At 72.8% G+C, this 25,793-nt stretch carries 17 protein-coding genes, 1 tRNA gene, 6 pseudogenes and 1 riboswitch; of the genes and pseudogenes, 13 read left to right on the top strand and 11 right to left on the bottom strand.

Features of this window, described 5'->3' with window-relative positions; all coding sequences use genetic code 11:
* Nucleotides 1–139 precede the first annotated feature (139 nt).
* The 5 genes and pseudogenes from REH70_RS15735 to REH70_RS15715 all read left to right on the top strand — a co-directional run bounded on the left by REH70_RS15735 (nt 140) and on the right by REH70_RS15715 (nt 6,970).
* Nucleotides 140–1,498 (top strand): ubiquitin-like domain-containing protein, encoded by a 1,359-nt coding sequence (locus tag REH70_RS15735; RefSeq protein WP_310748707.1) that lies wholly within the window; start codon nt 140–142, stop codon nt 1,496–1,498.
* A 251-nt stretch (nt 1,499–1,749) separates the two neighbouring features.
* The gene (locus REH70_RS15730; RefSeq protein ID WP_310748705.1) at nt 1,750–3,057 is read left to right on the top strand and encodes a ubiquitin-like domain-containing protein; all 1,308 of its coding nucleotides are present in this window, start codon (nt 1,750–1,752) and stop codon (nt 3,055–3,057) included.
* Between the two features lie 75 nt (nt 3,058–3,132).
* Nucleotides 3,133–4,008 (top strand): 16S rRNA (adenine(1518)-N(6)/adenine(1519)-N(6))-dimethyltransferase RsmA, encoded by an 876-nt coding sequence (gene rsmA / locus REH70_RS15725; RefSeq protein WP_310748703.1) that lies wholly within the window; start codon nt 3,133–3,135, stop codon nt 4,006–4,008.
* A gap of 19 nt (nt 4,009–4,027) precedes the next feature.
* The gene (locus REH70_RS15720) at nt 4,028–5,047 is read left to right on the top strand and encodes a 4-(cytidine 5'-diphospho)-2-C-methyl-D-erythritol kinase (RefSeq protein WP_310748701.1); all 1,020 of its coding nucleotides are present in this window, start codon (nt 4,028–4,030) and stop codon (nt 5,045–5,047) included.
* A 76-nt stretch (nt 5,048–5,123) separates the two neighbouring features.
* Nucleotides 5,124–6,970 (top strand): annotated as a pseudogene (locus REH70_RS15715) (ABC-F family ATP-binding cassette domain-containing protein).
* A 6-nt stretch (nt 6,971–6,976) separates the two neighbouring features.
* Here the strand turns inward: REH70_RS15715 and REH70_RS15710 are convergent.
* Nucleotides 6,977–7,483: pseudogene (locus REH70_RS15710) on the bottom strand (MarR family winged helix-turn-helix transcriptional regulator).
* Nucleotides 7,484–7,492: 9 nt separating this feature from the next.
* Nucleotides 7,493–8,130, bottom strand: a pseudogene (locus REH70_RS15705) (TetR/AcrR family transcriptional regulator).
* 107 nt (nt 8,131–8,237) lie between these two features.
* Between REH70_RS15705 and REH70_RS15700 the strand changes: the two are divergent.
* The 6 genes and pseudogenes from REH70_RS15700 (at nt 8,238) to REH70_RS15675 (ending at nt 14,438) form a co-directional block, all read left to right on the top strand.
* Nucleotides 8,238–8,309, top strand: a tRNA-Gln gene (locus REH70_RS15700).
* A 107-nt stretch (nt 8,310–8,416) separates the two neighbouring features.
* Nucleotides 8,417–10,087: a bifunctional UDP-N-acetylglucosamine diphosphorylase/glucosamine-1-phosphate N-acetyltransferase GlmU gene (gene glmU, locus REH70_RS15695; RefSeq protein WP_310748699.1), complete on the top strand. Its 1,671-nt coding sequence runs from the start codon at nt 8,417–8,419 to the stop codon at nt 10,085–10,087.
* On the top strand, nt 10,084–11,079 hold the full coding sequence (locus REH70_RS15690; protein ID WP_310748697.1) for a ribose-phosphate diphosphokinase: 996 nt from the start codon (nt 10,084–10,086) through the stop codon (nt 11,077–11,079). The genes glmU and REH70_RS15690 overlap by 4 nt, the downstream gene beginning before the upstream one ends.
* Before the next feature lie 227 nt (nt 11,080–11,306).
* Complete coding sequence (locus REH70_RS15685) at nt 11,307–11,930, top strand: 50S ribosomal protein L25/general stress protein Ctc (protein WP_310748695.1); 624 nt, start codon at nt 11,307–11,309, stop codon at nt 11,928–11,930.
* A 214-nt stretch (nt 11,931–12,144) separates the two neighbouring features.
* Nucleotides 12,145–12,766: pseudogene (pth, locus tag REH70_RS15680) on the top strand (aminoacyl-tRNA hydrolase).
* Nucleotides 12,767–12,902: 136 nt separating this feature from the next.
* Nucleotides 12,903–14,438, top strand: coding sequence for a sugar transferase (locus REH70_RS15675; RefSeq protein WP_310748693.1), 1,536 nt, complete (start codon nt 12,903–12,905; stop codon nt 14,436–14,438).
* Between the two features lie 183 nt (nt 14,439–14,621).
* Here REH70_RS15675 and REH70_RS15670 read toward each other — a convergent pair whose 3' ends face one another.
* The 3 genes from REH70_RS15670 to REH70_RS15660 all read right to left on the bottom strand — a co-directional run bounded on the left by REH70_RS15670 (nt 14,622) and on the right by REH70_RS15660 (nt 19,026).
* Complete coding sequence (locus tag REH70_RS15670) at nt 14,622–15,890, bottom strand: DUF4214 domain-containing protein (RefSeq protein WP_310748691.1); 1,269 nt, start codon at nt 15,888–15,890, stop codon at nt 14,622–14,624.
* Nucleotides 15,891–15,934: 44 nt separating this feature from the next.
* Nucleotides 15,935–16,336, bottom strand: a complete 402-nt coding sequence (locus REH70_RS15665) for a DUF4214 domain-containing protein (RefSeq protein ID WP_310748689.1) — start codon at nt 16,334–16,336, stop codon at nt 15,935–15,937.
* A 15-nt stretch (nt 16,337–16,351) separates the two neighbouring features.
* Nucleotides 16,352–16,426: riboswitch (cyclic di-GMP riboswitch) on the bottom strand.
* Nucleotides 16,427–17,661: 1,235 nt separating this feature from the next.
* Nucleotides 17,662–19,026, bottom strand: a complete 1,365-nt coding sequence (locus REH70_RS15660) for a right-handed parallel beta-helix repeat-containing protein (RefSeq protein ID WP_310748687.1) — start codon at nt 19,024–19,026, stop codon at nt 17,662–17,664.
* Between the two features lie 305 nt (nt 19,027–19,331).
* Between REH70_RS15660 and REH70_RS15655 the strand changes: the two genes are divergently transcribed.
* Nucleotides 19,332–20,231, top strand: a complete 900-nt coding sequence (locus REH70_RS15655; protein ID WP_310748685.1) for a glycosyltransferase — start codon at nt 19,332–19,334, stop codon at nt 20,229–20,231.
* 10 nt (nt 20,232–20,241) lie between these two features.
* On the opposite strand, the pseudogene REH70_RS15650 reads toward REH70_RS15655, so the two are convergent.
* From REH70_RS15650 to REH70_RS15625, 6 genes and pseudogenes are all read right to left on the bottom strand, one after another.
* A pseudogene (locus REH70_RS15650) lies at nt 20,242–21,090 on the bottom strand (glycosyltransferase family 2 protein); the annotation flags it as partial.
* Between the two features lie 63 nt (nt 21,091–21,153).
* A complete protein-coding gene (locus REH70_RS15645; protein WP_310748683.1) occupies nt 21,154–22,626 on the bottom strand; it encodes a lipopolysaccharide biosynthesis protein in 1,473 nt (490 codons plus the stop codon).
* Nucleotides 22,623–23,843, bottom strand: coding sequence for a Coenzyme F420 hydrogenase/dehydrogenase, beta subunit C-terminal domain (locus tag REH70_RS15640; protein ID WP_310748681.1), 1,221 nt, complete (start codon nt 23,841–23,843; stop codon nt 22,623–22,625). Before REH70_RS15640 ends, REH70_RS15645 begins: the two co-directional genes overlap by 4 nt.
* Nucleotides 23,843–24,301 (bottom strand): polysaccharide pyruvyl transferase family protein, encoded by a 459-nt coding sequence (locus tag REH70_RS15635; protein ID WP_310748679.1) that lies wholly within the window; start codon nt 24,299–24,301, stop codon nt 23,843–23,845. Before REH70_RS15635 ends, REH70_RS15640 begins: the two co-directional genes overlap by 1 nt.
* 104 nt (nt 24,302–24,405) lie before the next feature.
* A pseudogene (locus REH70_RS15630) lies at nt 24,406–24,711 on the bottom strand (polysaccharide pyruvyl transferase family protein); the annotation flags it as partial.
* Nucleotides 24,712–25,157: 446 nt separating this feature from the next.
* A complete protein-coding gene (locus REH70_RS15625; RefSeq protein WP_310748677.1) occupies nt 25,158–25,433 on the bottom strand; it encodes a hypothetical protein in 276 nt (91 codons plus the stop codon).
* 54 nt (nt 25,434–25,487) lie between these two features.
* On the opposite strand from REH70_RS15625, the gene REH70_RS15620 reads away from it, so the two are divergent.
* Nucleotides 25,488–25,667, top strand: a complete 180-nt coding sequence (locus REH70_RS15620; RefSeq protein ID WP_310748675.1) for a hypothetical protein — start codon at nt 25,488–25,490, stop codon at nt 25,665–25,667.
* The last annotated feature ends 126 nt before the right edge of the window (nt 25,668–25,793 follow it).

Here is a 25,793-nt window from a genome sequence, read left to right as displayed (position 1 = left end):
GCCACGCGAGGGTGACGCTCCGGTCACGGATCGGTTACGGTCGAGCGCCGGCTGGGGGAGCGCGGGTACCGCGCACCGGTCTCGCCAGGCCCGACGACCACCAGTGGCGTACCCGACGATGATGCGAGGAGGCGTGCCCGTGCCGCGTCCGAACGGTCCGAACACCCAGCCCAGCGCACCCGGCTCGACCACACCCGGCCCGGCCGTGCCGACCCGGGCCACGCCCGCGCCGGCCGGTGGAGGGCGCTGGTTCCGGGGACCCGGTGCCCGCGCGCGGGTCGCGCGGCTCGGTGCCCAGGGCGCGGTGCTCGCGCTCGTGGCCGGCGGCACGACCGCCTTCGCCGTCCTGCACACGTCCGTGACCGTCGACGTCGACGGCACGCCGGTCGAGGTGACCGCCTTCGCGCGCACCGTCGGCGACGTGCTCGACGACGCCGGGATCGAGGCGGGGCCGCGTGACCTCGTCGCCCCCGCACTCGACGCCCCGGTCCGCGACGGCGGCGAGATCGTCGTCCGGCACGGGCGTGAGGTGACGGTCGAGGTCGACGGCGAGCCGCGCACCGTCTGGACCACGGCCCTCACCGTCGGCGAGGCCGTCGCGGACCTCGGCCTGCGCGGCGACGGTGCCCGCGTCTCGGCCTCCCGCTCCTCCGCGCTGGGCCGCGACGTCCTGCAGGTGTCGACCCGCAAGGCCGTCCAGGTCGCCGTCGACGGCGAGGTCGTCGACGCCAGCACCACCGCCCCGACCGTGCGGGAGGCGCTGCGGGAGACGGGGCTCGTCCTCGCCGAGGGCGACCACGTCTCGGTGCCGCTGGACGCCGCCGTCGAGGACGGGCTGGAGGTCGTGGTGACCCGGGCCGTGCACGGCACCGCGACCGTGGTCGAGGAGCTGCCGTTCACCGAGACCGTCGTCGAGGACCCGACCCTCCTCGAGGGCGAGCGTCGCGTGCAGACCCCCGGGCAGGCCGGTCGGCGGCAGACCACCTACGCCGTCACCACCGTGGGCGGCACCGAGGTGAGCCGGTCCGTCGTCGCCGAGGTCGTGGTCAGCGAGCCCGTCCAGCAGGTCGTCCAGCTCGGCACGATGCCCCCGCCGCCTCCGCCGCCGCCGGTGGCCGCGCGCCCGCGCGCGTCGGCCCCGTCGGGCTCGGCGGCGGCGCAGTCGTCCGCCCCGTCCGCCCCCGTCTCGGTCGACCCGGGCAGCGCGCAGGGTATCGCCCGCGAGATGGTGCTCGCCCGCGGCTGGGGCGAGGACCAGTTCTCGTGCCTGGTGAAGCTGTGGCACAAGGAGAGCGGCTGGCGGGTCACCGCGGACAACCCGTCGAGCAGCGCGTACGGCATCCCGCAGGCGCTGCCGGGCTCGAAGATGGCCAGCGCGGGCGCCGACTGGCGCACGAACCCCGCCACCCAGATCCGCTGGGGCCTGGGGTACATCGACGGCCGCTACGGCACCCCGTGCGCCGCGTGGGGCCACTCGCAGGCGCGGAACTGGTACTGAGCGGGACGGGCTGTGAGTCGCCTCACTGGTCCTTCCGGGTGACATCACGGATCGGTTACGGTCGCGTGTCGCTCGAGCCGCTCCCGGCCTGGATCTGATCCTCGCCGGAGCGCAGTGCGGCTGGTCGGTGGCCATCGGGGCCGCGGACCACGACGGCCGGATCGGGGATCCGGAACCCGCAGCGTCCATCCCTCACGGGGGCGTCCCGGTGCGACCGGGGCGGCACGCGGATGCTGCGAGCGCCTCCGGGCGTGATCCTTCCCCGTGCCCGGGTCGCCCGACGTCTGGAACTCCGTGACCTTCGCTGCCCGCCTCACCGCCCCCTGACCGCTCTGCGTCGCCGGACCGGTGGCACCGGCCCGGCCGCCGCGCTGCCCGACGACGCCTCCGCCCCCGACGAGCGCGCCGCCTCCCCGGCCCCGCGCCGCCGTCGCACCGCGGGCATCGCCGCCGGTGTCGCCGTGGCCGTGCTCGCCGGCGGGTCCGTCGCCGTCGGCGCCGCCCACAAGACCGTGACGCTCGACGTGGACGGCGAGATCTCCGAGATCTCGACCTTCGCCGGGTCCGTCGACGGCGTGCTGACCGACGAGGGCGTGGACCTCGGCCAGCGGGACACCGTCGCGCCGGCCGGGACGGCCGCGCTCACCGACGGCGCCGAGATCGTCGTCCGGCACGCCCGACAGGTCACCGTGACCGTCGACGGCGCCGAGGCCGACGTGTGGACCACCGCGCTGAGCGCCGACGAGGCCCTGGGCGCGCTGTCGACCCGTGGCGGGGACGTGCGACTCGTCGCCTCCCGCTCCGCCGCGGGCCGCGCCGAGATCGACCTGGACCTCGACGGCCCGGTCGAGGTCGCCGTGGACGGCGACGTGCACGCGGTCACCGACACCTCCGGTGGCGTCGCCGCCGTGCTCGAGGGCCTCGGCATCACGCTGGGCGAGCTCGACACCGTGTCGGTGCGCCACTCGGAGACCGGTGCGGTGACCGTCGTGGTCACGCGGGTCCTGGTCCAGGAGGTCCCCGAGGTCCAGCCCATCCCGTTCGAGAGCGTCCAGCAGGACGACGCCGAGCGCTTCGTCGGGACCACCGCCGTGGTCACCGAGGGCGCGGAGGGTCAGCGCACGCTCGTGCACCGCGTCACCACGGTCGACGGCGTGGAGACCGCTCGTGAGCTCGTCTCCGACACCGTCACCGCCGAGCCCGTGACCCGGGTCGTCGCCGTGGGCACCAAGGCGCGACCGGTCGCCCCGAAGCCCGCCCCCAAGCCGGCGGCGAAGCGCTCCGGCGGCTCCGCGCCGGCCGCGACCAGCGCGTCCGCGGGTGGCCTCAACTGGGCCGCCCTGGCGGCGTGCGAGTCCGGCGGCCGCGTGGACGCCGTCTCCTCGACCGGCAAGTACCACGGGTTGTACCAGTTCTCCGTGGCCACCTGGAACGCCGTCGGCGGCTCCGGTCTGCCGTCGCAGGCCTCCGCCGCCGAGCAGACCCAGCGCGCGCAGATGCTCTTCGACCGCGCCGGTGCCGGCCAGTGGCCGCACTGCGGGCCGCGCCTGTTCCGCTGAGCGGTCCCGCCACACCTCACCGCCCCGTCGTGCCCCGTGCACGGCGGGGCGGTGGCGTCTCCTAGGCTCGCCCCCATGACCGAGACCTCAGGCGCCCTGCTGGGCCCGGCCGAGATCCGGGAGCTGGCGGGCCGGCTGGGCATCCGCCCCACCAAGACGCTCGGGCAGAACTTCGTCATCGACGGCGGCACCGTCCGCAAGATCGTCCGGTCCGCCGGGGTGCACGCCGGTGAGCGCGTGGTCGAGGTCGGGCCCGGGCTCGGGTCGCTCACCCTCGGCCTGCTCGACGCCGGCGCGTCCGTCGTCGCGGTCGAGATCGACCCCGTGCTCGCCCGGCTGCTGCCCGAGACGGTCGCCGCGCACCTGCCCGGCACCTACCCGGCCGACGGTGCGGCGCGTCTCACCGTGGTGGGCGCGGACGCGCTCGAGGTGACCGAGCTCCCCGGCCCGCCGCCCACGGCGCTCGTCGCGAACCTGCCGTACAACGTGTCGGTGCCGGTGCTGCTGACGTTCCTCGAGCGGTTCCCCAGCCTCGAGCGGGTGCTCGTCATGGTCCAGGCGGAGGTCGCGGACCGGCTCGCCGCTCCTCCCGGGAGCCGCACCTACGGGGTGCCGTCGGCCAAGGTCGCCTGGTACGCCTCGGCGCGCCGCACCTCGACCGTCGCGCGGTCGGTGTTCTGGCCGGTCCCCAACGTGGACTCCGCGCTGGTCGCCCTGGAGCGTCGCGACCCGCCGTCGACGACGGCGTCGCGGACCGACGTCTTCGCGGTCGTCGACGCCGCGTTCGCCCAGCGGCGCAAGATGCTGCGGTCCGCGCTGGCCGGCCTCGCCGGGTCGTCCGACGCCGCGGTACGCGCGCTGCAGGCTGCCGGGGTCGACCCGCAGTCGCGTGGCGAGCGGCTGGACATCGCGGACTTCGCCCGGGTGGCCCAGGCGCTCACCGACGGCTGAGACCTGGCATGGTGAGGGGGTGACCGCGCCTGGATCCCTCCGCACCGACCGCGAGATCCGCGTGCGCGCACCCGGCAAGGTGAACCTGTCCCTGCGGGTCGGCGCCCGCGAGCCCGACGGGTACCACCCGCTCGCGACCGTGTTCCAGGCCGTCTCCCTCTACGAGGACGTGGTCGCGCGCCCCGCTGACGAGCTGACCCTCACGGTCTCCGGCGCCCAGGCCGACCGCGTCCCCACCGACGACACCAACCTCGCGCTCCTCGCCGCGCGGCTGCTCGCCGCGCGTACCGGGGTCGAGGCCGGCGTCCACCTGCACCTGCACAAGGGCGTGCCGGTCGCCGGTGGCATGGCCGGCGGGTCGGCCGACGCCGCCGCCGCGCTCCTGGCCTGCGACGCGCTGTGGCGCACCGGGCTGTCCCGTGAGGACCTCACCGAGCTCGCCGCCGAGCTCGGCTCGGACGTGCCGTTCGGGCTCGCCGGGCACACCGCGGTCGGCACCGGCCGCGGGCACCTGCTGACCCCCGCGATGGTCCGCGGCGAGTACCACTGGGCGTTCGCGGTGCGCGACGAGGGCCTGTCGACCGCGCTCGTCTTCGCGGCGTTCGACGAGCTCATCGCGGGCGCGACCCGCCTGGACCCGGACGCCGACCGTGCCCTCATGCAAGCGCTGCGCGCCGGCGACGCCCCCGCGCTGGGCCGCGCGCTGCACAACGACCTCCAGCACGCCGCGCTCGAGCTCGCGCCGTCCCTCGCGGAGCCGCTCGCGGTCGCGGAGGACGCCGGTGCGCTGGGCGTCCTGGTCTCCGGCTCGGGCCCGACCGTGGCCGCGCTCGCCCGCAGCCGCCAGCACGCCGTCGTCATCGCGGCCGCGCTCACCGCCGCCGGTGTGGCCGACGACGTCGCGACCGCGGTCGGCCCGGTGCCGGGGGCCCGCATCGTCCCGGCCGGTGCGCCCGGGGGCCCCGGCGGCTCCGGCGGCCCGGGTGGTTCCGGCGGGTCCGGTGGCCTGACCCTCGACGGGCTCGACCGCACGGTCTGAGGTCCCCGGCGCGGGCGCCTACCCTGGCCCGGCACCCCGCACCGACCTGCCGGACCGACCCACGAGGAACCCATCGATGGCCCACCTGCTCGGAGCCGACTCCGTCTCGCTCACCCTGGGGACCCGCACCCTGCTCGACGGGGTGAGCCTCGGCGTCGACGACGGCGACCGGATCGGCGTCGTCGGGCCCAACGGCGCCGGGAAGTCGACCCTCCTGCGGGTGCTCGCGGGCCGGGCGCTGCCCGACGCGGGCCGGGTCACCAGCGCCGGAGGCTTCCGGGTCGCGCTGCTCGACCAGCGCGACGAGCTGCCGGCCGGCACGACGGTGCGCGAGCTGGTGCACGGGACGGCGGCCGACCACACCTGGGCGTCCGACGCCCGGTCCCGCTCGGTCCACGAGGGCCTGCTGGGTGACCTGGACCTCGAGGCCGACGTCGCGACGCTGTCCGGCGGGCAGCGCCGTCGGACCGCCCTGGCCGCGCTGCTCGTCGGCGACCACGACGTCATCGCGCTCGATGAGCCCACCAACCACCTCGACGTCGAGGGCGTCGCGTGGCTCGCCGAGCACCTCGCCGAGCGGTTCGGCGGGGTCGGTCCGGTGGCTCCTCCCGCGGCGCCCTCGTCGTCGTCACCCACGACCGCTGGTTCCTCGACGCGGTCTGCACCCGCATGTGGGAGGTGCACGACGGCGTCGTCGACGGCTACGAGGGCGGGTACGCCGCCTACGTGCTGGCGCGTGCGGAGCGGGCCCGCACCGCGGCGGTCACCGCCGACAAGCGCAACAACCTGCTGCGCAAGGAGCTGGCGTGGCTGCGTCGCGGCGCGCCGGCGCGCACGTCCAAGCCCAAGTTCCGACTTGACGCCGCGGCCGCGCTCATCGCCGACGAGCCGCCGCCGCGCGACCCGCTCGAGCTGACCCGGATGGCCACGACCCGTCTGGGCAAGGACGTGCTGGACCTCGAGGACGTCTCGCTGTCGTTCGGCGACGGGCCGGACCGCACGGTCCTGCTCGACGACGTGACGTGGCGGCTCGGGCCGGGGGACCGGTACGGCGTCGTCGGCGTCAACGGCGCCGGCAAGACGTCGGTGCTGCGGCTGCTCGCCGGTCGCCTCGAGCCCACCGCGGGCCGGGTCAAGCGCGGCAAGACCGTCCAGGTCGCCGAGCTCACCCAGGACGTCGAGGACCTCGACGAGGTCGGCGGGCTGCGCGTGGTCGAGCTGATCGAGTCCGAGAAGCGGACGGTCAGCGTCGGTGGCAAGGAGCTCACCGCGTCCCAGCTCGTCGAGCGGCTCGGGTTCACGAACGAGCGCGCCCGCACTCTGGTGCGCGACCTGTCCGGCGGTGAGCGGCGGCGCCTGCAGCTGCTGCGGCTGCTGGTCGGCGAGCCCAACGTGCTGCTGCTCGACGAGCCGACCAACGACTTGGACACCGACACCCTCGCCGCGCTCGAGGACCTGCTCGACGGCTGGCCCGGCACGCTCATCGTCGTCTCGCACGACCGCTACCTGCTCGAGCGCGTGTGCGACCGGCAGGTCGCGCTGCTGGGGGACGCACGCGTCCGGGACCTGCCGGGCGGCGTCGAGCAGTACCTCGAGCTGCGCCGCGCGGCGATCGCCGGGGGCGGTCGCGCAGGGCGCAGTGGACCGCCCGCGGCGGGCGACGGCGACAGCGTGCCGCAGGACGCCGGGGCCGACGCCGCCCCGAGCGCGGCGGACGCCCGGGCGGCCCGCAAGGAGGTCGCCCGCATCGAGCGCCGGCTCGGCAAGATCGCCGACCTCGAGGCGCGCCTGCACACCCGGATGGCCGAGCAGGCGACCGACCACGCCGCGGTGACCGCCCTGGACGCCGAGCTGCGCGCGCTCGCCGCCGAGCGTGCCGAGCTGGAGGAGGCGTGGCTCGAGGCGGCGGAGACCGCGGGCTGAGCGGGCCTACTCGGCGTCGAACGGCGCGACGACGTCGCGCAGCAGGTCCGCGAGCTGCGCGCGCCCGGGCGGACCCAGGCCCGCGAGCAGGGAGCTCTCGACGTCGAGCAGGTCGGACATCGCGGCGTCGACGCGCGTCCGGCCCTCCTCGGTGAGCCGCACGAGCACCCCGCGGCGGTCCGCGGGGACGGCTCGCGGCGCACGAGCCCCGCTGCGCGAGCCGGTCGATGCGGTTCGTCATCGTCCCGGACGTCACGAGCGTCTGGGTCAGCAGCGCACCGGGGAGAGCTGGTAGGGCGCGCCGTCGCGGCGCAGCGCCGACAGGACGTCGAACTCCCACGGCTCGAGGTCGTGCCGCGCGAAGGACGCCCGCCGGGCGAGGTCCAGGTGCCGCGCGAGGCGGGTCACCCGGGACAGGACCGTGAGCGGCTCGACGTCGAGGTCCGGACGCTCGCGTCGCCAGGCGGCCACGATGCGGTCGACCTCGTCCTCGCGGTCGTTCGGCGGTGCCATGCCGCGAGATTACCTCGACGTCGAGATATCGCCGGGAGCCGCCACCGCGGCGGTGACCGGGGTCAGCGTCGGGCGCCGCTCGAGGTTGCTCAGCCCGTTCCACGCCAGGTTCACCAGGTGCGCGGCGACGTCGGCCTTCGCCGGGCTGCGCGAGTCCAGCCAGTGCTGACCGGTGAGGGCGACCATGCCGACGAGCATGCGGGCGTAGATCGGGGCGGTGCGCGGGTCGAGCCCCTGCTTGGTGAACTGCTCGGCGAGCAGGTGCTCCACCTGCGTCGCGACGTCCCCGATGAGGCTCGAGAACGTGCCGGTCGCCTGGGCGACGGGAGAGTCGCGCACGAGGATCCGGAAGCCGTCGGTGTTCTGCTCGATGTACGTCAGCAGGGCCAGGGTGGTCCGCTCGAGCAACGCCTTCGGGTGACCCCGGCGGTCAGCGCGTCGGTCAGCGCGCCGGTCAGGGCGCGGATCTCGCGGTCGACGACGACGGCGTAGATGCCCTCCTTGCCGCCGAAGTGCTCGTACACGACCGGCTTGGAGACCTTCGCCCGGGACGCGACCTCCTCGACGCTCGTCCCCTCGAAGCCCTTGTGGGCGAACAGCGAGCGGGACACGTCGAGCAGCTGCTCACGACGCTCGGAACCGGTCATCCGGGCGCGCGGCGCGCGCTTGCTGTCCGAGGCCACCCGGCCATCATGCCGTGCCCGGCTGGCAGACTGGGGCCCGGTCGCCCGGTCCTCGCACCGCCGGCGGCCGGTCCGCCCTGGTGTAACGGCAGCACGCAGGCCTTTGGTGCCTTGCAGTCCGGGTTCGAATCCTGGGGGCGGAGCGGCGCCCCGCCCGACCGGGCGGCGGCCGGGGCACCGGTAGAGTGACCGGGCAGCCGCCCGCCGCACCCGGGCCCCCTCGGGCAACTGACGACCGGAGTCCCATCCCGTGACCCACCCCCGGCCCGCAGCCGTCATCGTCCTCGCCGCCGGCGAGGGAACCCGCATGCGCTCCGCCACCCCCAAGGTCCTGCACACGCTCGGTGGCAGGTCGATGCTCGGTCACGCGATGACCGCTGCGGCGGAGCTCGAGCCCGGACGCGTCGTCGTCGTCGTCCGGCACGCCCGCGACCAGGTGGTCGAGCACGCCCGCGAGGTGGACCCCGGCGTCCTCATCGCCGACCAGGACGACGTCCCCGGCACCGGCCGCGCCGTGCAGTGCGCCCTGTCCACGTTCGACGCCGCCGCCCACGCCGGGCTGGCCGTCGAGGCGGACCGCGAGCAGCGCCTCGCCGAGCCGGTGTCGGCGCCGCCCGTGGACGGGCCCGTCGTCGTCGTCGCGGGCGACGTCCCGCTGCTGGACGGCGCGACGCTCGGCCAGCTGCTCGAGGCGCACGCGGCCGACGGCAACGCCGTCACCGTGCTCACCACCCAGGTCGCCGACCCGACGGGCTACGGACGCGTCGTGCGCGACCCGGACACCGGCCGCGTGGTCGCGATCGTGGAGCAGAAGGACGCCGACGCCGACCAGCTCGCCATCACCGAGATCAACTCCTCGGTGTACGTCTTCGACTCCGAGGTGCTCCGCGGCGCGCTCGGCCGGCTCGGCCGCGACAACGCGCAGGGCGAGGTCTACCTGACCGACGTGCTGTCGCTCGCGCACGCCGACGGCGGCGCGGTCCGCGCGGTGCAGACGGACGACCCGCAGCTCGTCGAGGGTGTCAACGACCGCGCCCAGCTCGCCGTCCTGCGCGCCGAGCTCAACCGCCGGGTGCTGGACCGGTGGATGCGCGCGGGCGTGACCGTCGTCGACCCCGCGACGACCTGGGTCGACGTCGACGTCGTGCTCGAGCAGGACGTCACGCTGCTTCCCGGCACCCAGCTGCACGGGCGCACCGTCGTCGGCTCCGGCGCCACGGTCGGCCCGGACACCACGCTCACCGACGTCACGGTGGGGGCGCGCGCCACGGTGGTGCGCACGCACGGGTCGGACGCCGTGGTCGGCGCCGACGCCTCCGTGGGCCCGTTCGCCTACCTGCGCCCGGGCACCGTCCTGGGCGACGAGGGCAAGATCGGCACCTTCGTCGAGACGAAGAACGCGCGCATCGGCAACGGCTCGAAGGTCCCGCACCTGTCCTACGTGGGTGACGCGACCATCGGCGAGCAGACGAACATCGGTGCGGCGAGCGTCTTCGTCAACTACGACGGCGTCCACAAGCACCACACGACGATCGGCTCCTTCGCCCGCACCGGCTCGGACAACATGTTCGTCGCCCCGGTGACGGTCGGCGACGGCGCCTACACCGGCGCGGGCTCGGTCATCCGGCGCGACGTCCCGCCGGGTGCGCTCGCGGTGAGCGCCGGGTCGCAGCGCAACATCGAGGGCTGGGTCGTGCGCAGCCGGTCCGGCACGCCCGCGGCCGACGCCGCCACCCGCGCGCTCGCCGGCCGCGACACCGACGACCTGTCCCCGCAGGCCCGCGCCGAGCGCGCCCGGGCCGAGACCGCCGCCCAGGCCACCGTTCCGGGTCCCGCCCCCACGCTGCCCGCCGCGGCCGACGCCTCGCGCCCGAACGCCGCACCGCAGACTCCCGCCGACAGCAAGGACAGCGCACGATGACCGCCACCGCGACCAGCACCGGATCCAGCCCGGACAGCGAGAAGCGGCTGGTGCTCGTCTCCGGACGGGCCCACCCCGCCCTGGCGTCCGCGGTGTCGCGCGAGCTCGGCGTCGAGCTGGTGCCGACCACGGCGTACGACTTCGCCAACGGGGAGATCTACGTCCGCTTCGGGGAGTCGGTGCGCGGCTCGGACGCCTTCGTCCTGCAGAGCCACACCGCCCCGATCAACGAGTGGATCATGGAGCAGCTGCTCATGGTCGACGCTCTGAAGCGGGCCTCCGCCAAGACGATCACCGTCATCGTGCCGTTCTACGGCTACTCCCGGCAGGACAAGAAGCACCGCGGCCGCGAGCCGATCTCGGCGCGCCTCATGGCCGATCTGTTCAAGACCGCCGGCGCGGACCGGCTCATGAGCGTCGACCTGCACACCTCGCAGATCCAGGGGTTCTTCAACGGCCCGGTCGACCACCTCATGGCCCTGCCGCTGCTCGCGTCGTACGTGCGCAGCCGCGTCGACGTCAGCAAGCTGACGGTGGTCTCCCCGGACGCGGGCCGCGTGCGCCTGGCCGACCAGTGGTCGGACCGTCTCGGTGCGCCGCTGGCGATCATCCACAAGCGCCGCGACCCCAGCGTGCCGAACCAGGTCAAGGTGCACGAGCTCGTCGGTGACGTCACCGGCCGCACCTGCGTGCTGGTCGACGACATGATCGACACCGGCGGGACGATCGTGCAGGCCGCCGAGGCGCTGTTCGAGCACGGCGCAGCCGACGTCATCGTCGCGTCGACGCACGCGATCATGTCCGGGCCCGCGGTGGACCGGCTGAAGAACTCCCGGATCTCCGAGGTCGTGGTCTCCGACACGCTGCCCATCCCGGACGACCGCCAGTTCCCGCAGCTCACCGTCCTGTCGATCGCGCCGCTGGTCGCGCGCGCCATCCGCCAGGTGTTCGACGACGGCTCGGTCACCTCGCTGTTCGACGGCAACGCCTGACTGGACTAGACTCGCCCGGTTGCCTCGGCGAGGGACGTCGGACGGGCCCTGCACCGCGATCGCGGTGATGTGGCCCGCCGGGGCTGGACACACGGCGCACCGCGCCCGTCCGGCCACGACTCCGTGATCGACCTGGCGGTCGCCCTCACGCGTGCCCGTCCTGCGCCCCGCGTCGAGGCCACCGCCGTCGCATCCGTCATTACCACGTCGCCCTCGAGGAGATCCCCGTGTCCGAGACCAAGCTGGTCGCCACCGTCCGCACCGACTTCGGCAAGGGCGCGGCCCGTCGCACCCGCCGCGCCGGCCTCATCCCCGCCGTCCTCTACGGGCACGGCACCGACCCGGTGCACGTCTCCCTCCCGGGTCACCAGACCTTCCTCGCGCTGAAGCACTCCAACGCGCTGTTCGAGATCGAGGTGAACGGCACCACGCAGCTCGCGCTCGCCAAGGACGTGCAGCGTGACCCCATGCGAAACGAGGGCATCGAGCACGTCGACCTGCTCGTCGTGAACCGCGGCGAGAAGGTCTCCGTCGAGGTGCCCGTGCACATCACCGGCGAGTCCGCCCCGGGCACGATCCACGTCGTCGAGACGCAGCAGGTCAGCCTCGAGGCCGACGCGACCAACCTGCCGGAGTACGTGGAGGTCTCGGTCGAGGGCCTGACCGACGGCGCCCAGGTCACCGCCGGCGAGCTCACGCTCCCGGGCGACGCCACGCTCGCGCTCGCGCCGGAGACCGTCATCGTCACCGTGTCCGAGCCGCGTGGCTCGGCCGAGGACGACGCCGCCGACGCCGAGGTCGCCGCCGAGCAGGCCGCTGCCTCCGCCGCCGCGGCGGACAGCGCGTCCTGATCGCGCACGGCATCCCGGCGGCTCGGACCGCCTGAGCGCGCAGCGCCCGGACCGGCACCCGGTACCGGGCGCTGCCGCGTGATGGGCCCGGCGCCTCGGGCTCTCCGGCCGACCAGCGCTCTCCGGCCGGCCAGCGCCGCCGACCGATCAGCGCCCCCGGCCGATCAGCGCCCCCGACCGACCAGCGCCCCGACCGACCAGTACGAGGAGTGAGATGACCGACGGACTGTGGCTCGTCGTCGGGCTGGGCAATCCCGGGCCGGCGTACGCGGGCAACCGGCACAACGTCGGTCAGATGGTGCTCGACGAGCTCGCGGCGCGCTTCGAGTGCCGGGTTCTCGAGCCGGTCGATCGGCGGGGCGCGGGCCGCGACCGCCGAGGCGCGGCTCGGTGTGCTGCCCGGTGGTGCGCCCGGTCCCCGCGTGGTCCTGGCGAAGCCGTCGACGTACATGAACGTGTCCGGCGGCCCGGTCGCCGGCCTCGTCCAGTACTTCGGGCTGGCACCCGAGCAGGTCGTCGTCGTGCACGACGAGCTCGACATCCCGTTCGCGGACGTCCGGCTCAAGAAGGGCGGTGGCGAGGGTGGCCACAACGGGCTGCGCGACATCTCCAAGGCGCTCGGCACGAAGGACTACGTCCGGGTCCGGGTGGGCGTCGGGCGCCCGCCCGGGCGGATGGACGCCGCGGACTACGTGCTGAAGGACTTCGGCGCCGCGGAGCGCAAGGAACTGCCGTGGCTGGTCGACGCCGCCGCGGACGCCGTGGAGATGCTGGTCACACAGGGACTTCAGCAGGCGCAGCTGGTGTTGCACACGCGGGTCGCGCCGAGGGCGTGAGGGGTTCGTACGGGTGAAGTTCACCTGTCACACCCGTGGGTGTGGGTGAAAACTCGCTCCTGTGACACCCACGGTCGGGAAGCCCCCGATACGCTCGCACGAATCCAACGAAGACGATTGAGGGTAGGGAACCGTCGTGACGTTGACCGTAGGCCGGGATGTCGAGTGGATCGACTCTTCGGGCGACCGCAGAGGTCGTGCCGCAGGCGTCCGCCGATCCTGGGCGTCGGCCCAGCCGTTCGACCCTCGTCCCACCGAGGGGAACCAGCTCCCGCCCGAGGTCAACGAGCGTCGGTGGAAGATCGTGGCGCGCGGCTACGTCCGCAGCACGGTCCTGCTCGACGGTCTCGTCGCGGCCCTGGTGGGCGCCGCCCTCCTCGTCCCGCTGACCGGTGCTCCTGCGGCCGCGACCGCGTGGGCGCTCGTCGGTGCGCTCTTCTTCGTGCTCATGGTCGCCGTGTTCCGCGGCTACGACGCGGACAACATGGGTGACGGTCCGGCCGAGTTCCAAGCCGTGCTGCGCGGCGGTGCCCTGGTCGGGATCGCCCTCATGGCAGCCGCCTTCAGCTTCGAGGTCGATATCCCGCGGACCGTCGTGTTCGCCGGGGTCCCCGCGCTCGTGGCCACCGCGAGCCTCGCCCGCTACGGGCACCGCCACCACCTGCACCACCGGCGCAGCGCCGGCGAGGCCATGATGCGCACCCTCGTGGTGGGCGAGCCGAGCGCCGTCGAGCAGGTCGTCGGCGAGCTCTCGATCGCACCCCACCACGGCTACCAGGTCACCGGCGTGTGCCTGCCGTCGCTCGACAACGCGGTGCCGATGGGCGGGCACCCCGTCATGGGCGCCATCTCCGACCTCCCCCAGGTCGTGGTGGACAACGCGATCGACGTCGTCATCGTCGCCGGCCACTACCTCAGCGGCAGCGCCCTGCGCCGGCTGTCCTGGGCGCTGGGTCGCACCCCGGCGCAGCTCGTCGTGGCCCCGGACCTCGTCGAGGTCACCGGCCCGCGCCTGTCGGTGCGGCCCACCGCCGGCCTGTCGCTGCTCGAGGTCGAGATCGGCGCGCCGCGCCGCCGCCTCGTCGCCAAGACGGTCCTCGACCGGACCGCCGCGTCCCTGGGCCTGCTGGTGCTGTCCCCGCTGATCGGCGCGGCCGCCCTCGCGGTGAAGCTGACGTCCGAGGGGCCCGCGTTCTACAAGCAGACCCGGGTCGGCGTCGACGGCTCGACGTTCACCATCTGGAAGCTGCGCAGCATGTACCTCGACGCCGACGCGCGCCGGGACCAGCTGCTCAAGGACAACGAGGGCCAGGGCCTGCTGTTCAAGATGCGTCAGGACCCGCGCGTCACGCCGGTCGGCCGCCTCCTGCGCCGGTACTCCATCGACGAGCTGCCGCAGCTGTTCAACGTCGTGCGCGGCGACATGTCCCTCGTCGGTCCGCGCCCGCCGCTGGTCGCCGAGGTGGAGGCGTACCCCGACATGGTCCAGCGTCGGCTGCACGTGAAGCCGGGCCTCACCGGCCTGTGGCAGGTCAGCGGCCGCTCCGACCTGAGCTGGGACGAGGCGGTGCGCCTCGACCTGCGGTACGTCGACAACTGGTCGGTCACGATGGACCTCATGATCCTGTGGAAGACGGGTCGCGCGGTGTTCGCGGGGTCCGGGGCGTACTGAGCACAGACGCACCCTGGTACGGCGGAAGGGCCGGGCACGCTCGCTGAGCGTGCCCGGCCCTTCTGCGGTGTCGAGCTGTGGTCGGGACTTCCGCTTCGCCAATCCCCGGTCGCGAGCGGGTTGGACGACGCAGAACTGATGGTCGTGCGCGGCGAGGACGCCGGACGCCCCCGGGCTGCGACGTCAGCGCTTGATCATCTTGATCGGGCGGGCGTCGGTGTAGAGGTTGCGGGCGAAGGCGATGGGTGAGGTGGCCGGGTAGAGGATGGCGCAGTTGAACTTGGTGGTGGTGCCGAAGGTGTTGTCGGTGATGGCGATGCCCTGGAGGGGGCCGCGGGTCTTCTCGGCGATGTTGAGGGTGCAGCCGCCGTTGTCTGCCCAGTTCTTGGTGTAGGCGAGGTTGGCGACGGGGGCGCGGTCCTGGGTGATCTGCAGGGCGGCGTTGGTGGCGTCGGTCATGGTGTTGCCGGTGAGGGTGATGTTGCGGCCGCCCTGGACCTGGACGTTGTCGTCGTGGCTGCCGTTGGGGTGCTGGGGGTCGTTGGTGAAGTGGAGGTTGTCGTGGAGCCAGGAGGACTCGACGGTGACGTTGTCTCCGGTGATGTGGATCTGGTCGATGACGTTGTGGATGTTGGAGCGCTTGACGGTGAAGTTCGCGCCGGTGATGCCGTTGATCCAGGGAGTGGGGTCGGCGGCGTAGAGCTCGCTGTCCTGAACGGTGAAGCGGTAGGCGCCGAGGTTGTTGTTGATGAGCGAGGTGCTCGAGGTCACGGGGCGACCGCGGATGATGGAGCGGCTGATGGTGACGTCCTGCGCCTTGATGTAGACCAGCCCCCGGACGTCCATCGCGTCGATGACGGCGCCGGGCGTGGTGACGTGCAGGTCCCCGTGGTGGACCTTGAGCGTGGTCCCCGCAGGCACACCCGTGTTGTTCGCGCCGGGCCGAGCTGGCGGCCCAGCGGTCCGTGGTGGCGGCGCGGGGACGTGGAGGGGCGGTGTAACCACTGCAGAGGCTGGTGCGGTTTTCGCAGCGGGTGGGGCAGTGACGGGCGACGTTGAGGCCGATGCCTCCACCGACGTGCTCGGAGCAGACCGAGTCGCTGCTCCGTAGTACTCGGCGCTGGAGACGATCCCGCCGATGACCACTTCGAGTCGCGTGCCCTGCTGGATGGCGCCCACCCAGTGAGCGCGCCCAACGGGATCGCTGGGCCGGCCGAGGAGAGCCTGGTAGTGCACATCGATGGCCGTCCCGAGGTGCTCCGTGGAGAGCAGGAAGCCCGTCGCGACCGCGCCGGGCGATGCTCCACGGCGCAGCGCATCCGTCCAGCCGCGGACCTCGGCGTCACCGGGGGTGCGGCCGAGCACGTCGCGGTAGAGCCGGAGGACCCAGGCGCTGTCGGTCCCGCCGGCCCGGTGGTAGTACTCCTCGGAGGCGACGAAGCCGGCTTCCATCGCCTGGATGGTCGTGCCGGCGTGCATCTGTGCGAGCCAGTGTGTCAGGCCGACGCGGTCAGGGTGCGGCCGAGATACGAACGGTATGCGTCCGTCACGAGGCCCGTGCGGTACTCGGTGCTCGAGGTTATGGCGTTCGCGACGGCCACACGAGGCACCCCCTGGCGGAGCGCCGTCGTCCATGTCGCCAGCCCGCCGTCGTCGGGAGCACGCTCGAAGAGATGCTGGTAGACGTTGCGGACGTAGCTGCTCGTCACGGCGGCCGACGGGACCGCGGTGGTCGTCACGGCACCTGTCGCCAGTGCGGTGGCGGAGGTCGTCAGCGGCCCGGCAAGCGTGACCCAGGCCAGGCAGGCGCAGGCGATGGATCGCGCAATGCGCCGCTCTCGTCGCGGGGGCAGCTTTCGCCGCGCAGGGTTCGTGGGGCTGGCCGTGGGGTGCAGCACGGGAGATCTCCATCGTTCGGTGGCCTGGCGGACCGCGTGGGTCCCATGGCTTTGCGTCCCTGCCTCGCGACAGGTTTGCCTTTTCGTGGACGCCGATCCCATCGGCGGTGGAGGCCCGGCTCTGAGGGGTGCACGACGGGGTGTACGGCGAGTCATGCGGCACTCGCCGGGTCCCCCGCGTACGACGAGGGATCGTGGCGGCGCAGAGCGCCCGGCCGGGCGTCCGGGGTGTGCGCACCCGGCTTCTTTCAGCGGCCCGGATCCAGTTGGGGCGAGAGCGGGACCAGGTGCCGGCTCGGTGGCCGGCGCGACTCCGCGGTGTCTCAGTCGGCTCGTTGTCGGGCGTCGGTGCCGGTGGATGTTGACCACTGGTGCGGGCTGCGCCGTAGCGTCCCGCACCACGAACCCGAGCACGTCGGTGGCGCCCCCCACGCTTGCGTCGGTGTGCGCGACGCTGATGGTGCCCGGGCGTCTAACCCAGCTTGACGATCGCAGTGTTGCGAGCGCACACGTCCGAAGACGCTGTCAGTGTGGCCGTCGAGCGGCATGCAGCGGCGACCCTCGTCGAGGGCAAGGTCGACCGGAGGAGCGCCTGGTACCCGCAACCGTCGTCGGCAGGCGCGGCAGCGACGTAGTGACCGTTGACCTCGACCACTCACCGTGCCGGTCCCGGCGTTGTTGGGAAGAGCCCAACGCGCCGAAACTCAACTTGACGACGGCCGTCACCAGGCGGCTGGGTCCGGGAGCGAGTGCGGCGCGAAGGTGCGGCGCATGCGGCGAGCGACTGGTCCGCCGGGCACGCGAACACGTGAATGCGGAATCCGCGCTCGACGACGTCATGGGGCGGTTGCAGCGGTCGCACCGACAGGCGCACGCGGCAGTACGACGATTGCCACAAGTTGGCTCAAGAGGGAGACGTGGGAGACAGCCCGTACAGGGAGCACCGGGCAGGACAGTGAGCCGCGGCTCGGCCGCGTCGCTCACCATGAACCCGTGGACGTCGGCGCACACACGCAGCGGGTCGGCAATGAATGTGCGGTCCAGGTGACGGCCAAGGGCCAGGACATCACGCTCCATCCGCGCGTCCGTCTCGGACCTGTTCACCGAAGGCGTGACTTCACCGGCACGCACCGGACCTCGGGGCGACATTCTGACAATAGGACAAGGCCGCGCCCCAGAGGAGCGCGACCGGAAGTTGAAGATGACCCACCGGCGCGGCATAGACGCATCACTGGTGGGGAAGCCGGAAGACCCGGCTCCCCACCAGCGGCCGCGAGCCTCAGCCACACGAAGTGCGAGGTGTCGTCGCACGCGGCTACGGCGGCTCAGGCCGTGCGTGGCACCGACTTGCCGTTGTCGAACACGTTCCGCTGCATGGTCAGCGGATACGTAGCCGGCACCTTGACGCCGCAGTTCGGGTAGCGGGCGTTTCGACCGAAGACGTTGTCGGTGAGCAGAACCTTCGTCGGTGCGGACTTCATCTTCTTGATGTTCGCCACGCAGGCACCGCCGTCGAGCCAGTTGCCCGCCACGGTGAGGTTGGCGACAGCTCCGCTGTCCTGCGTCACCATGAGGGCGGCGTTGTACGCGCCGCTGATGCTGTTGCCGCGCAGCGTCACGTTCGAGCCTCGTTGGATCTGCACGCTGTCATCGTGACTGGGCTTCCCGCCCCACCTCGGGTCCTTCGTGAAATGTGCGTTGTCGTGCAGCCAGGAGTCCTCGACGAGGACGTTGTTCCCGTAGATGTGGACCGAGTCGATGACGTTCGAGATGTCGAGCCGGCGGGCGGTGATGTTCATGCCGTGCAGCCCGTCGATGTAAGGCGAGGCCTTCACCGGAGCCAACTCGCTGTCCTCGATCGTCAGGCTGTACGCGTTCGACCTGACCGCGACCAAGGCGATGGAACCATCCGGTGTCCGGCCACGGATGATCGAGTTCTTGATCGTCACCTTCGGTGCTCGCACATCGACGAACCCACGGATGTCCAAGCCCGAGATGACGGTGCCCGCCTTCGTGATCACGAGGTCACCGTCGTGCCGCTTCAGGCTCACCCCTGCGGGGACGCCGGTGTTGCTGCCGTTCGGCCTCGTGCTGGTCGAGGGCGCGGCCACCGTTGTCTTTGCCGTCGCCGGCCGCGATCCCACGGAGACCGTCCGGCACGCGAAGGCCTTCTTGCTGCCGGCCCCGACGTTCCCTGCGGTGACGCAGACGTCGTGCGTGCCGGCTGTCGCGGGGACCACGGTGGAGAAGCCACGAGCGGTGCCGGCTGCGGAGTAGACGCGCGCGACGTCGGCTCGCTGAGTGTTCGCCTTGACCTGGGTCGTCTTCCCGCCGGCTGCGATGCTGACCGTGACCGCCGCGGTGGTGTCCGGGTCCCATGCCCAGCCGGTGATCCGGATACCCCCGTCGGTGGCGACCACCTTGTCGACGTTGCCGATCGGTGTGCCCGAGGCCGCCTGCGCCGTGACGGCAGAGGTGAGCACGAGGGCGACGGTGGCGAGGCCGAGGGCGAGGCTGCGCGGCAGGGCGTGGGCGATCGTTCGAGTACGCAAGAGAGCTCCGAGTCCGGTCCAGGTGGGCGCCAGCCGCATCGACGTGGTGATCGATAACGTTTTGGTTACGCCGGCCGCGGGACCGTAGCCCACTACCGCACGTGAAGCCAAGCCGCCCGGGGGCAGGGTGGTTTTCACCCGCTGATCGAGCGGGGTTCACCCGCTCGGCCGGTTGGCGGTGTGGCATCCGGGGTGGCTGCACGGTGGGACGGCGTCGCTTCGCAGGTGAAGGCGGGTTGGCGGTGTGGCCCGCCGCAGCTCCGGCGCGGCCGCGGTGCTGAATCAGGAGGCGGTGCCGGGAGGAGCGTCGCTGGCCGTCGTTGTGAGACATATCACGTCACCGTCGCCCGGTGACAGGCGACGGTTCTCCCGACGCGCCGAGGGGCTGGGGCCGCCGGTGGCGCTCGGCGGCGCTCCGCGGCGGCGCCTGTAGGGTCAGGGCTATGCCTGGAGCACTGTCCGAGTCGGATCGCTTCCCGGGGGTCTCCACGGTGTTCGTGGTCGTGCCTGCGCACGACGAGGAGCGGGTGGTGCAGCGCGGCGTCCGTGCGCTCCTGGCGGACCCGTCGTCCGATGCGCACGTGCTGGTCGTGGCGAACGGCTGCACGGATGCCACGGCAGAACGGGTCCGCGAGCTGCGCGATCCTCGGGTCAGCGTGCTCGAGCTGGCGGAGGGTGGCAAGGCACGCGCGGTGCGGGCGGGTCTCAGCCGGAGCGGGACGGCCCAGGTTGTCGCCGTCGTCGATGCAGACGTGGTGCTTGACGACCGTGTGCTGCCGGGGCTCGTGCACGCCCTGGCGGGTGACGAGCCGCGGATCGCGGCACCGTCGCTCGCGCTGGAGCTCGACGGCTGTTCCCCGCTGGTACGTCGCTACTACCGGGCGTGGGGGCGCGAGCCGCACGTGCGCACGGACGACATCGGCGCCCGCGGCATATACGCGGTCAACCGCGCAGGCCTGGAGCGGGTCGCGAGCATGCCGGACGTGATCGCCGACGACGGCTGGGCTCGAGCTCGCTTCGCGCCGCACGAACGGGTCGTGAGTGCCGGCACGTCTACCGTTCGTCCAGCGCAGACGCTCCGGGCCCAGGTCGCGCGGAGAGCGCGTGTGCTGGCCGGCAATCGGGAGCTCCGTGAGGTCCTGCCTCTGTCCGAGCGCCCGGCGCCGCGGGTCAGCACCGGGGTCGGTCCCCAGCGCACGTTCGGGGAGCGGCTGAGGGAGGACGGTGCCGGTGACACCGCGGCTTGGTACGCCGTCGAGGTCCCGGCGCGACTCCTCACTGCCTGGCGCCGCAAACGCGGCCGTTCGACACCGTGGGCGCGCGACACGACCACGCGACGGTAGGTCGCTGCGGTCATCGGCCGACGAGCAGGATCCGTATCCCCGCCATCGTGCCGCGGACGACCGGGACGACCGTGGTGAGCGGACGACGCAGCACAGCACGCCTCCCGTCGCGCAGGAGGACGCGGCGGGCGTAGGACGGGGTGGACCGCAACCACCCTCGCGCGTCTCGACGATCCACGTTGCGGCGAGCGAAGAGCAGACGGTTGCGGCAGTTGTAGTAGAGGTACAAGGGCGACTTGACCTGCCCCTGCGTGCCGCCGACCTGGTGCACGGCGTCGAGGTCGGCGCGGACCACGAGGCCTCCACCCAGCAGCTGGCACCGGTGGCTCAGCTCGATGTCCTCCCAGTACATGAAGTACTCCTCCGCCAAGCCGCCGAGGACCTGCCACAGGTCGACGGACAGCGCCAGACACGCCCCGCTCAGCCACGGCTGGTGGGTGGGGTCCAGCGGGCCACGGGTGCGAGTGGTCCCGCGCGCAAGGTCGAGGGTCCCCCGAGCGAAGCCCTCGGTGCCGTCGGCATGCCGGATACGCGGTGTCACCAGCGCATCGCGGACCACTTCGACGTGGCTCAGCAGGGCGCGGACCGTGGTCGGAGCGATCGTCACGTCCGGGTTGAGGAGCAGCAGGCTCTCGCAGCCGTGGTCGATCGCGTGTCGGGCGCCAGCGTTCATCCCGGCGGCGAAGCCGAGATTTGCCTGCGTCACCAGGTCCCAACCGTGCTGCGCAGCAAGGGCGGTGATCGACCGGCGTTCGGCGTGGGTGCTGAAATTGTCCACGACCACCACCCGGACGTCGCCACCCGCGTCTGCCATACCCGGCAGGTTCGTGCGGAGCAGCTGCGACGAAGCGTAGTTGACGACGACGACAGCGCCGCGGTCGGTCGTGGCGCTGTGCGACGCGGCGGGGAAACCCGTCCCGGCTCAGGCACGACGCGGCCGTCGGAGAGCTGCGCGACCGGCGTGGAGCAGCGTGCCCAGGTCGCGGCGCACCGGGGGCAGGAGGAGCAGCAGCGACGTCGCGGCCATCCCGGCGCAGACGCCGACGGCGAGCTGGAGCCAGCTGCCGTGGTCGGCCAGCGCATAGGTCGCTGCGGCGGTGGTCGCACCGGTCACGGCGCCCACGGCGAGGCATCGCCCCGCGCCGCGGTACAGGTCGGCAATCGGCAGGGTGGTGACCCGACCCAGCCACCACAGCGAAAGAGGCCAGGCGAGCATCGGGGCGAGCGCGTATCCGGCGGCGACCCCGAGCACGCCCCAGTTGCTCCCGATGAGCACGCAGGTGATCCGGATGGCGGCCGAGAGGAACGAGTAGTGGAGCAGCGGCCGCGTGAGCCCCCGGGAGAGGTACACCCAGTACCCCACGTAGGCCAGTGTCTGGAAGATGCCCGCAAGGGCGAGGAATCGCAGGATCGGTGCGACCGCCGACCACTCCCTACCTAGGAGGACGTCGACCAGCGGGTACGACACCCCGATGACGATCGCGAGCCCCACGGTCACCGGGTACGCCAGCACCAGCTGGCCGGTGCGCACGATCCCGTTGAACGACGGCGTCTCACCGGCTCGTGACAGCACCGGCAGGGCCACGGTCGTGCTAGGCGCCCGGACCTGGTTCAGCGGGTTCATCAGGAGTTGGAAGGCCCGGTTGTACAGGCCGAGCGGAGCCGCGCCGAAGCGGCTGCCGATGACGAGTGCGTCGACGTTGTTGGCCACGTACCCGACGAGCTGGGACCCCAGGAGGTTGCCGCCGAAGGTGTACAGGTGCCGCATCGGGACGTCGCGCGCGTACCGCAGCGGCATCCAGCGGCCGGCGATGACGACGGCGACCAGAGCGCAGGCGGCCTGCACGAGCTGTTGGGTCACGAGAGCCCAGTAGCCCGCCCCCAGGGATGCGAGGACGACCGCCGTGGCGAGGGCGAAGGCGGTGGCCAGGACGTCGATGCGCGCGACGACCCGGAACCGCATGGAACGGATGAGGTCGGCCCGGAACTGCGTCATCATGCCGTTGAGCACGAAGGTGAGGGACAGCAGCTGGGTGATCCTGACGAGCTCGGGCTCGTCGTAGAAGGCGGCGATCACACCGGAGAGCGCGAACCCCACGACAGCCAGTGCCGTCCCGATCGCGGTATTGGTCCAGAAGAGGTTCGACCGCTGCGAGCGGGACAGGTCCTTGCTCTGGATGGCTGCCGAGCTGAGTCCCGAGTCGCGCAGCGTCTCACCGATGCCGATCACGGCCAGGACCATCGCGATGAGGCCGTACTCACGCGGGCTCAGCAGGCGGGAGAGCACGATGACGCTCCCCATCTGCAGGGACATGCGTACGAGCAGCCCGGTGCCCGTGGACAGTGCCCCGCGGGCGGCCCGGCCTCCGAGCTCGCTCACCGCCGGGTCGCTCACGGGCGAGGTGTCCGGCGAGCGCGGACCCGCCGGAACGTGCCGCGGGCCGTGCGGAGGGACTCGCGGGCATGGTGGGCACCGAGCGGGAGCAGCCCGAACCGCGAGTAGCGCGGGATGCGCGCACCCGCCGCTCGGGCGCCCGTCAGCCGACCGAGGAGGGTCCGACGCCGTCTGCGCTGCGACGGCTGCACGGCGACCACGTCGTCGGCGGTGATGGGACGTACCGTCAGGACGCCTGCGGCGACGGCCCGCTGAACCACGTCGAGTCCCCGCTCGGTCCGCGCGACGAGAGCGCTGAAGCCGTCCGACTCGGTGAACAGGGGGTACCCGCGCTCGTCGCTGCGCCAGAAGTCGCCCGCGGTCAGGTCGCTGCTCTCGCCCAACCCGTCCGGGCAGATCTTGCAGCGCCACTGGACGGTCGGTCCGAGCGCCGCGCCCCAGGACTCGTCGTACGACGTGTCGGCCTGGCGCCCCTGCTCGGTGCGGGCGGTGAACCGCCCGGGCCACCCCCGTCCGCGGTACCAGAGGTCGCTGAGGGGCTCCGCCGCCGGGACGCCGAGCTCGGTCAGCAGGTCCTGCGTCGCGTGCTGCGACGGTGTGCCTGCGCAGAAGAACGACATGAGCAGCGGGGCGGTCGTGCCGTCGTGGTCCGCCAGGGCACGCAGCGCCGAGATCTCGCACGGCTTGCCCACCGTGGCGCCCGCCGGGTCAGAGGAGCCCTCCTGCGCGCAGACCGCCACGGGGGCGTAGCGCGATCCCGCGGAGCCGAGAGCCTCGGCGCGGCTGACGATGCGCACCGGCACGGTGCGTCGGGGCTCGTCCTGGGCGCGGGCTGCGCCCACGACCTGCGCGACCTCGCCGCTCTCCACCAGCCACGCGCTCAGCGCCGTTAGCACGCCGCCGCTACTGCCTCGCCTGCGGATCTCGGGGTCGGTCGCCGATGCCTCCCAGGCGCCCGCCACAGGTCCGAGCACGGGGTGGTACGGGATGCCGTCGTGGTGCTGTCCCCGCACCGTCATCCCGGGGCAGGCGGTCGCGAAGCGGCGTGCCGCACCGGCGGGTGCGGTGCCCGGCCGCTCGCGCACCGGGCGCATGAAGCCGTCCGCGGAGAGGCGCATCTCCAGACCGCGGTCGATCAGCGCGCAGGTCCCGCAGCCGCTGCAGTTGCCGGTGTCCACCACCCGCGCGACGAGGGTGTCGAGCGACTGCTCGGCCATCACAGCGCGCCGAGCGCCGCAACAGCCGGCTCGAGCAGCTCGTCCGCGCGGCCGACGACGTCGGCGACGTCCTGGCCGAGGTCGGCCGAGGCGAGCCGGAGGGCCGCACCCACCGGGTCGTCGGCGTGCCGCAGGTCGATGGTGTGGCGCCACCCCAGGTCCCGCAGCAGCGGGTCGAACTTGCGCGAGTACGCGAGCGGGATCGCCGGCGTCCCTGTCGACAGGGCGTTCAGGCAGGCGTGCATGCGCGATCCGATGACCAGTGCGGCTGAGCCGGTGACGTCACGGACGTCGTCGAGGGACGTCGGTATCACGACGTCCACCGACGGCGAGTCGAGCACCTGCGCGGCCTCGCGGACGGCAGGCACGTCGTTGTCGGCCACCGGCGAGTCCAGGACGTGGGCCAGAAGCGTGAGGTGCCGGCCGGACTCGAGCAGTCCGGCAGCGAGGTCGAGCACCGTGCGGCGGTACCGCGTGTGGTCGACGTGCGGGTTGGGCGACCACAGCAGGCCGGAGACGTTGAGGACCACGTCGCGGTGACGGGTGAGCGACGGCCGGGGAGCGCGAAGGCGACGTCCGTCGTCAGCACGTCGACGGGGTGCCCGAGACCGTCCGCGTAAGCGGCGCTGATCGAGTCGCGAGCCATGACGTGCGTCGCGCGCCGCATCGACCAGCGGGCCCATGCCCGTCCGCGACGCGTCGAGAAGGGCCCGATCGTCTGCGGGCCGAGGACCAGCGGCGTGCCCGCCTCGACGACGAGCTCGGCCAGCAGGCTCAGGTTCGTCAGTCGTCGCTGGCCGTAGATGTCGGTGAAGCTGTCACCGGCCCGCGTGTCGATCGCCAGGTCGAAGTCCGCGAGCCACCCCATCAGCGGCTCGCGCGGGTCGATCCGGGATCGGACCAGCCGGCGCCAGTCACCGACCGGCGTGGGGCTCGTCTTGCTCCCGTAGTGCAGGTGGACGATCTCGCTGCCGGGGTGTGCGCGTTCGACGAGTGCGGAGGTCCCCTGGGCGAGAGCCCGCACTCCGAGGTTGGACGAGTGATCGTCCGCCCACAGGATCAGTACTCGCACGCGGGGCTCCAAGGGGTAGGGCGCGCCGGCGGTCGGCGACGCGTCGCAGTCAGAGGGATCGAGTCAGTGTAAGGCGTGACCCAGACGCAGCCGGGGGCGCGGCAGCTTTTCGACCCGCCGTCACCCGTTCGCTCGCCAGGCGTCTGCCCGCTGCATTCTCCTCTCGCTCGGACGCGGAAAAGTCGTGCGGTGGCACGACATCGGCCGCGCCCACCGAGGGCGCGGCCGATGTCACGGGTGGGTCAGCGCTTGATCATCTTGATCGGGCGGGCGTCGGTGTAGAGGTTGCGGGCGAAGGCGATGGGTGAGGTGGCCGGGTAGAGGATGGCGCAGTTGAACTTGGTGGTGGTGCCGAAGGTGTTGTCGGTGATGGCGATGCCCTGGAGGGGGCCGCGGGTCTTCTCGGCGATGTTGAGGGTGCAGCCGCCGTTGTCTGCCCAGTTCTTGGTGTAGGCGAGGTTGGCGACGGGGGCGCGGTCCTGGGTGATCTGCAGGGCGGCGTTGGTGGCGTCGGTCATGGTGTTGCCGGTGAGGGTGATGTTGCGGCCGCCCTGGACCTGGACGTTGTCGTCGTGGCTGCCGTTGGGGTGCTGGGGGTCGTTGGTGAAGTGGAGGTTGTCGTGGAGCCAGGAGGACTCGACGGTGACGTTGTCTCCGGTGATGTGGATCTGGTCGATGACGTTGTGGATGTTGGAGCGCTTGACGGTGAAGTTCGCGCCGATGATGCCGTTGATGTGGGGGAGGGTGCGTAGCGAGGAGCTCGCTGTCCTGGAGGGTGAAGCGGTAGGCGCCGTGGTTGTTCATGACGAGGGCGGTGTTCGCGGTGACGGGTCGGCCGCGGATGATGGAGCGCTTGATGGTGACGTCGGGGGCCTTGA

This window comes from Cellulomonas sp. ATA003, assembly GCF_031582905.1.
In the GTDB taxonomy this organism is placed as follows: Bacteria; Actinomycetota; Actinomycetes; order Actinomycetales; family Cellulomonadaceae; genus Pengzhenrongella.
Note: the sequence above shows the minus strand (reverse complement) of the source record. Positions and strands in the feature narration are given on the sequence as shown.

Excerpts from the sequence above, each read along its gene's own strand:
- rsmA (WP_310748703.1), top strand. The coding sequence starts at position 3,133 with ATGACCGAGACCTCAGGCGCCCTGCTGGGCCCGGCCGAGATCCGGGAG.
- REH70_RS15690 (WP_310748697.1), top strand. The coding sequence starts at position 10,084 with ATGACCGCCACCGCGACCAGCACCGGATCCAGCCCGGACAGCGAGAAG.
- REH70_RS15670 (WP_310748691.1), bottom strand. The coding sequence starts at position 15,890 with ATGGAAGCCGGCTTCGTCGCCTCCGAGGAGTACTACCACCGGGCCGGC.
- REH70_RS15655 (WP_310748685.1), top strand. The coding sequence starts at position 19,332 with ATGCCTGGAGCACTGTCCGAGTCGGATCGCTTCCCGGGGGTCTCCACG.
- REH70_RS15640 (WP_310748681.1), bottom strand. The coding sequence starts at position 23,843 with ATGGCCGAGCAGTCGCTCGACACCCTCGTCGCGCGGGTGGTGGACACC.
- REH70_RS15625 (WP_310748677.1), bottom strand. The coding sequence starts at position 25,433 with ATGACCGACGCCACCAACGCCGCCCTGCAGATCACCCAGGACCGCGCC.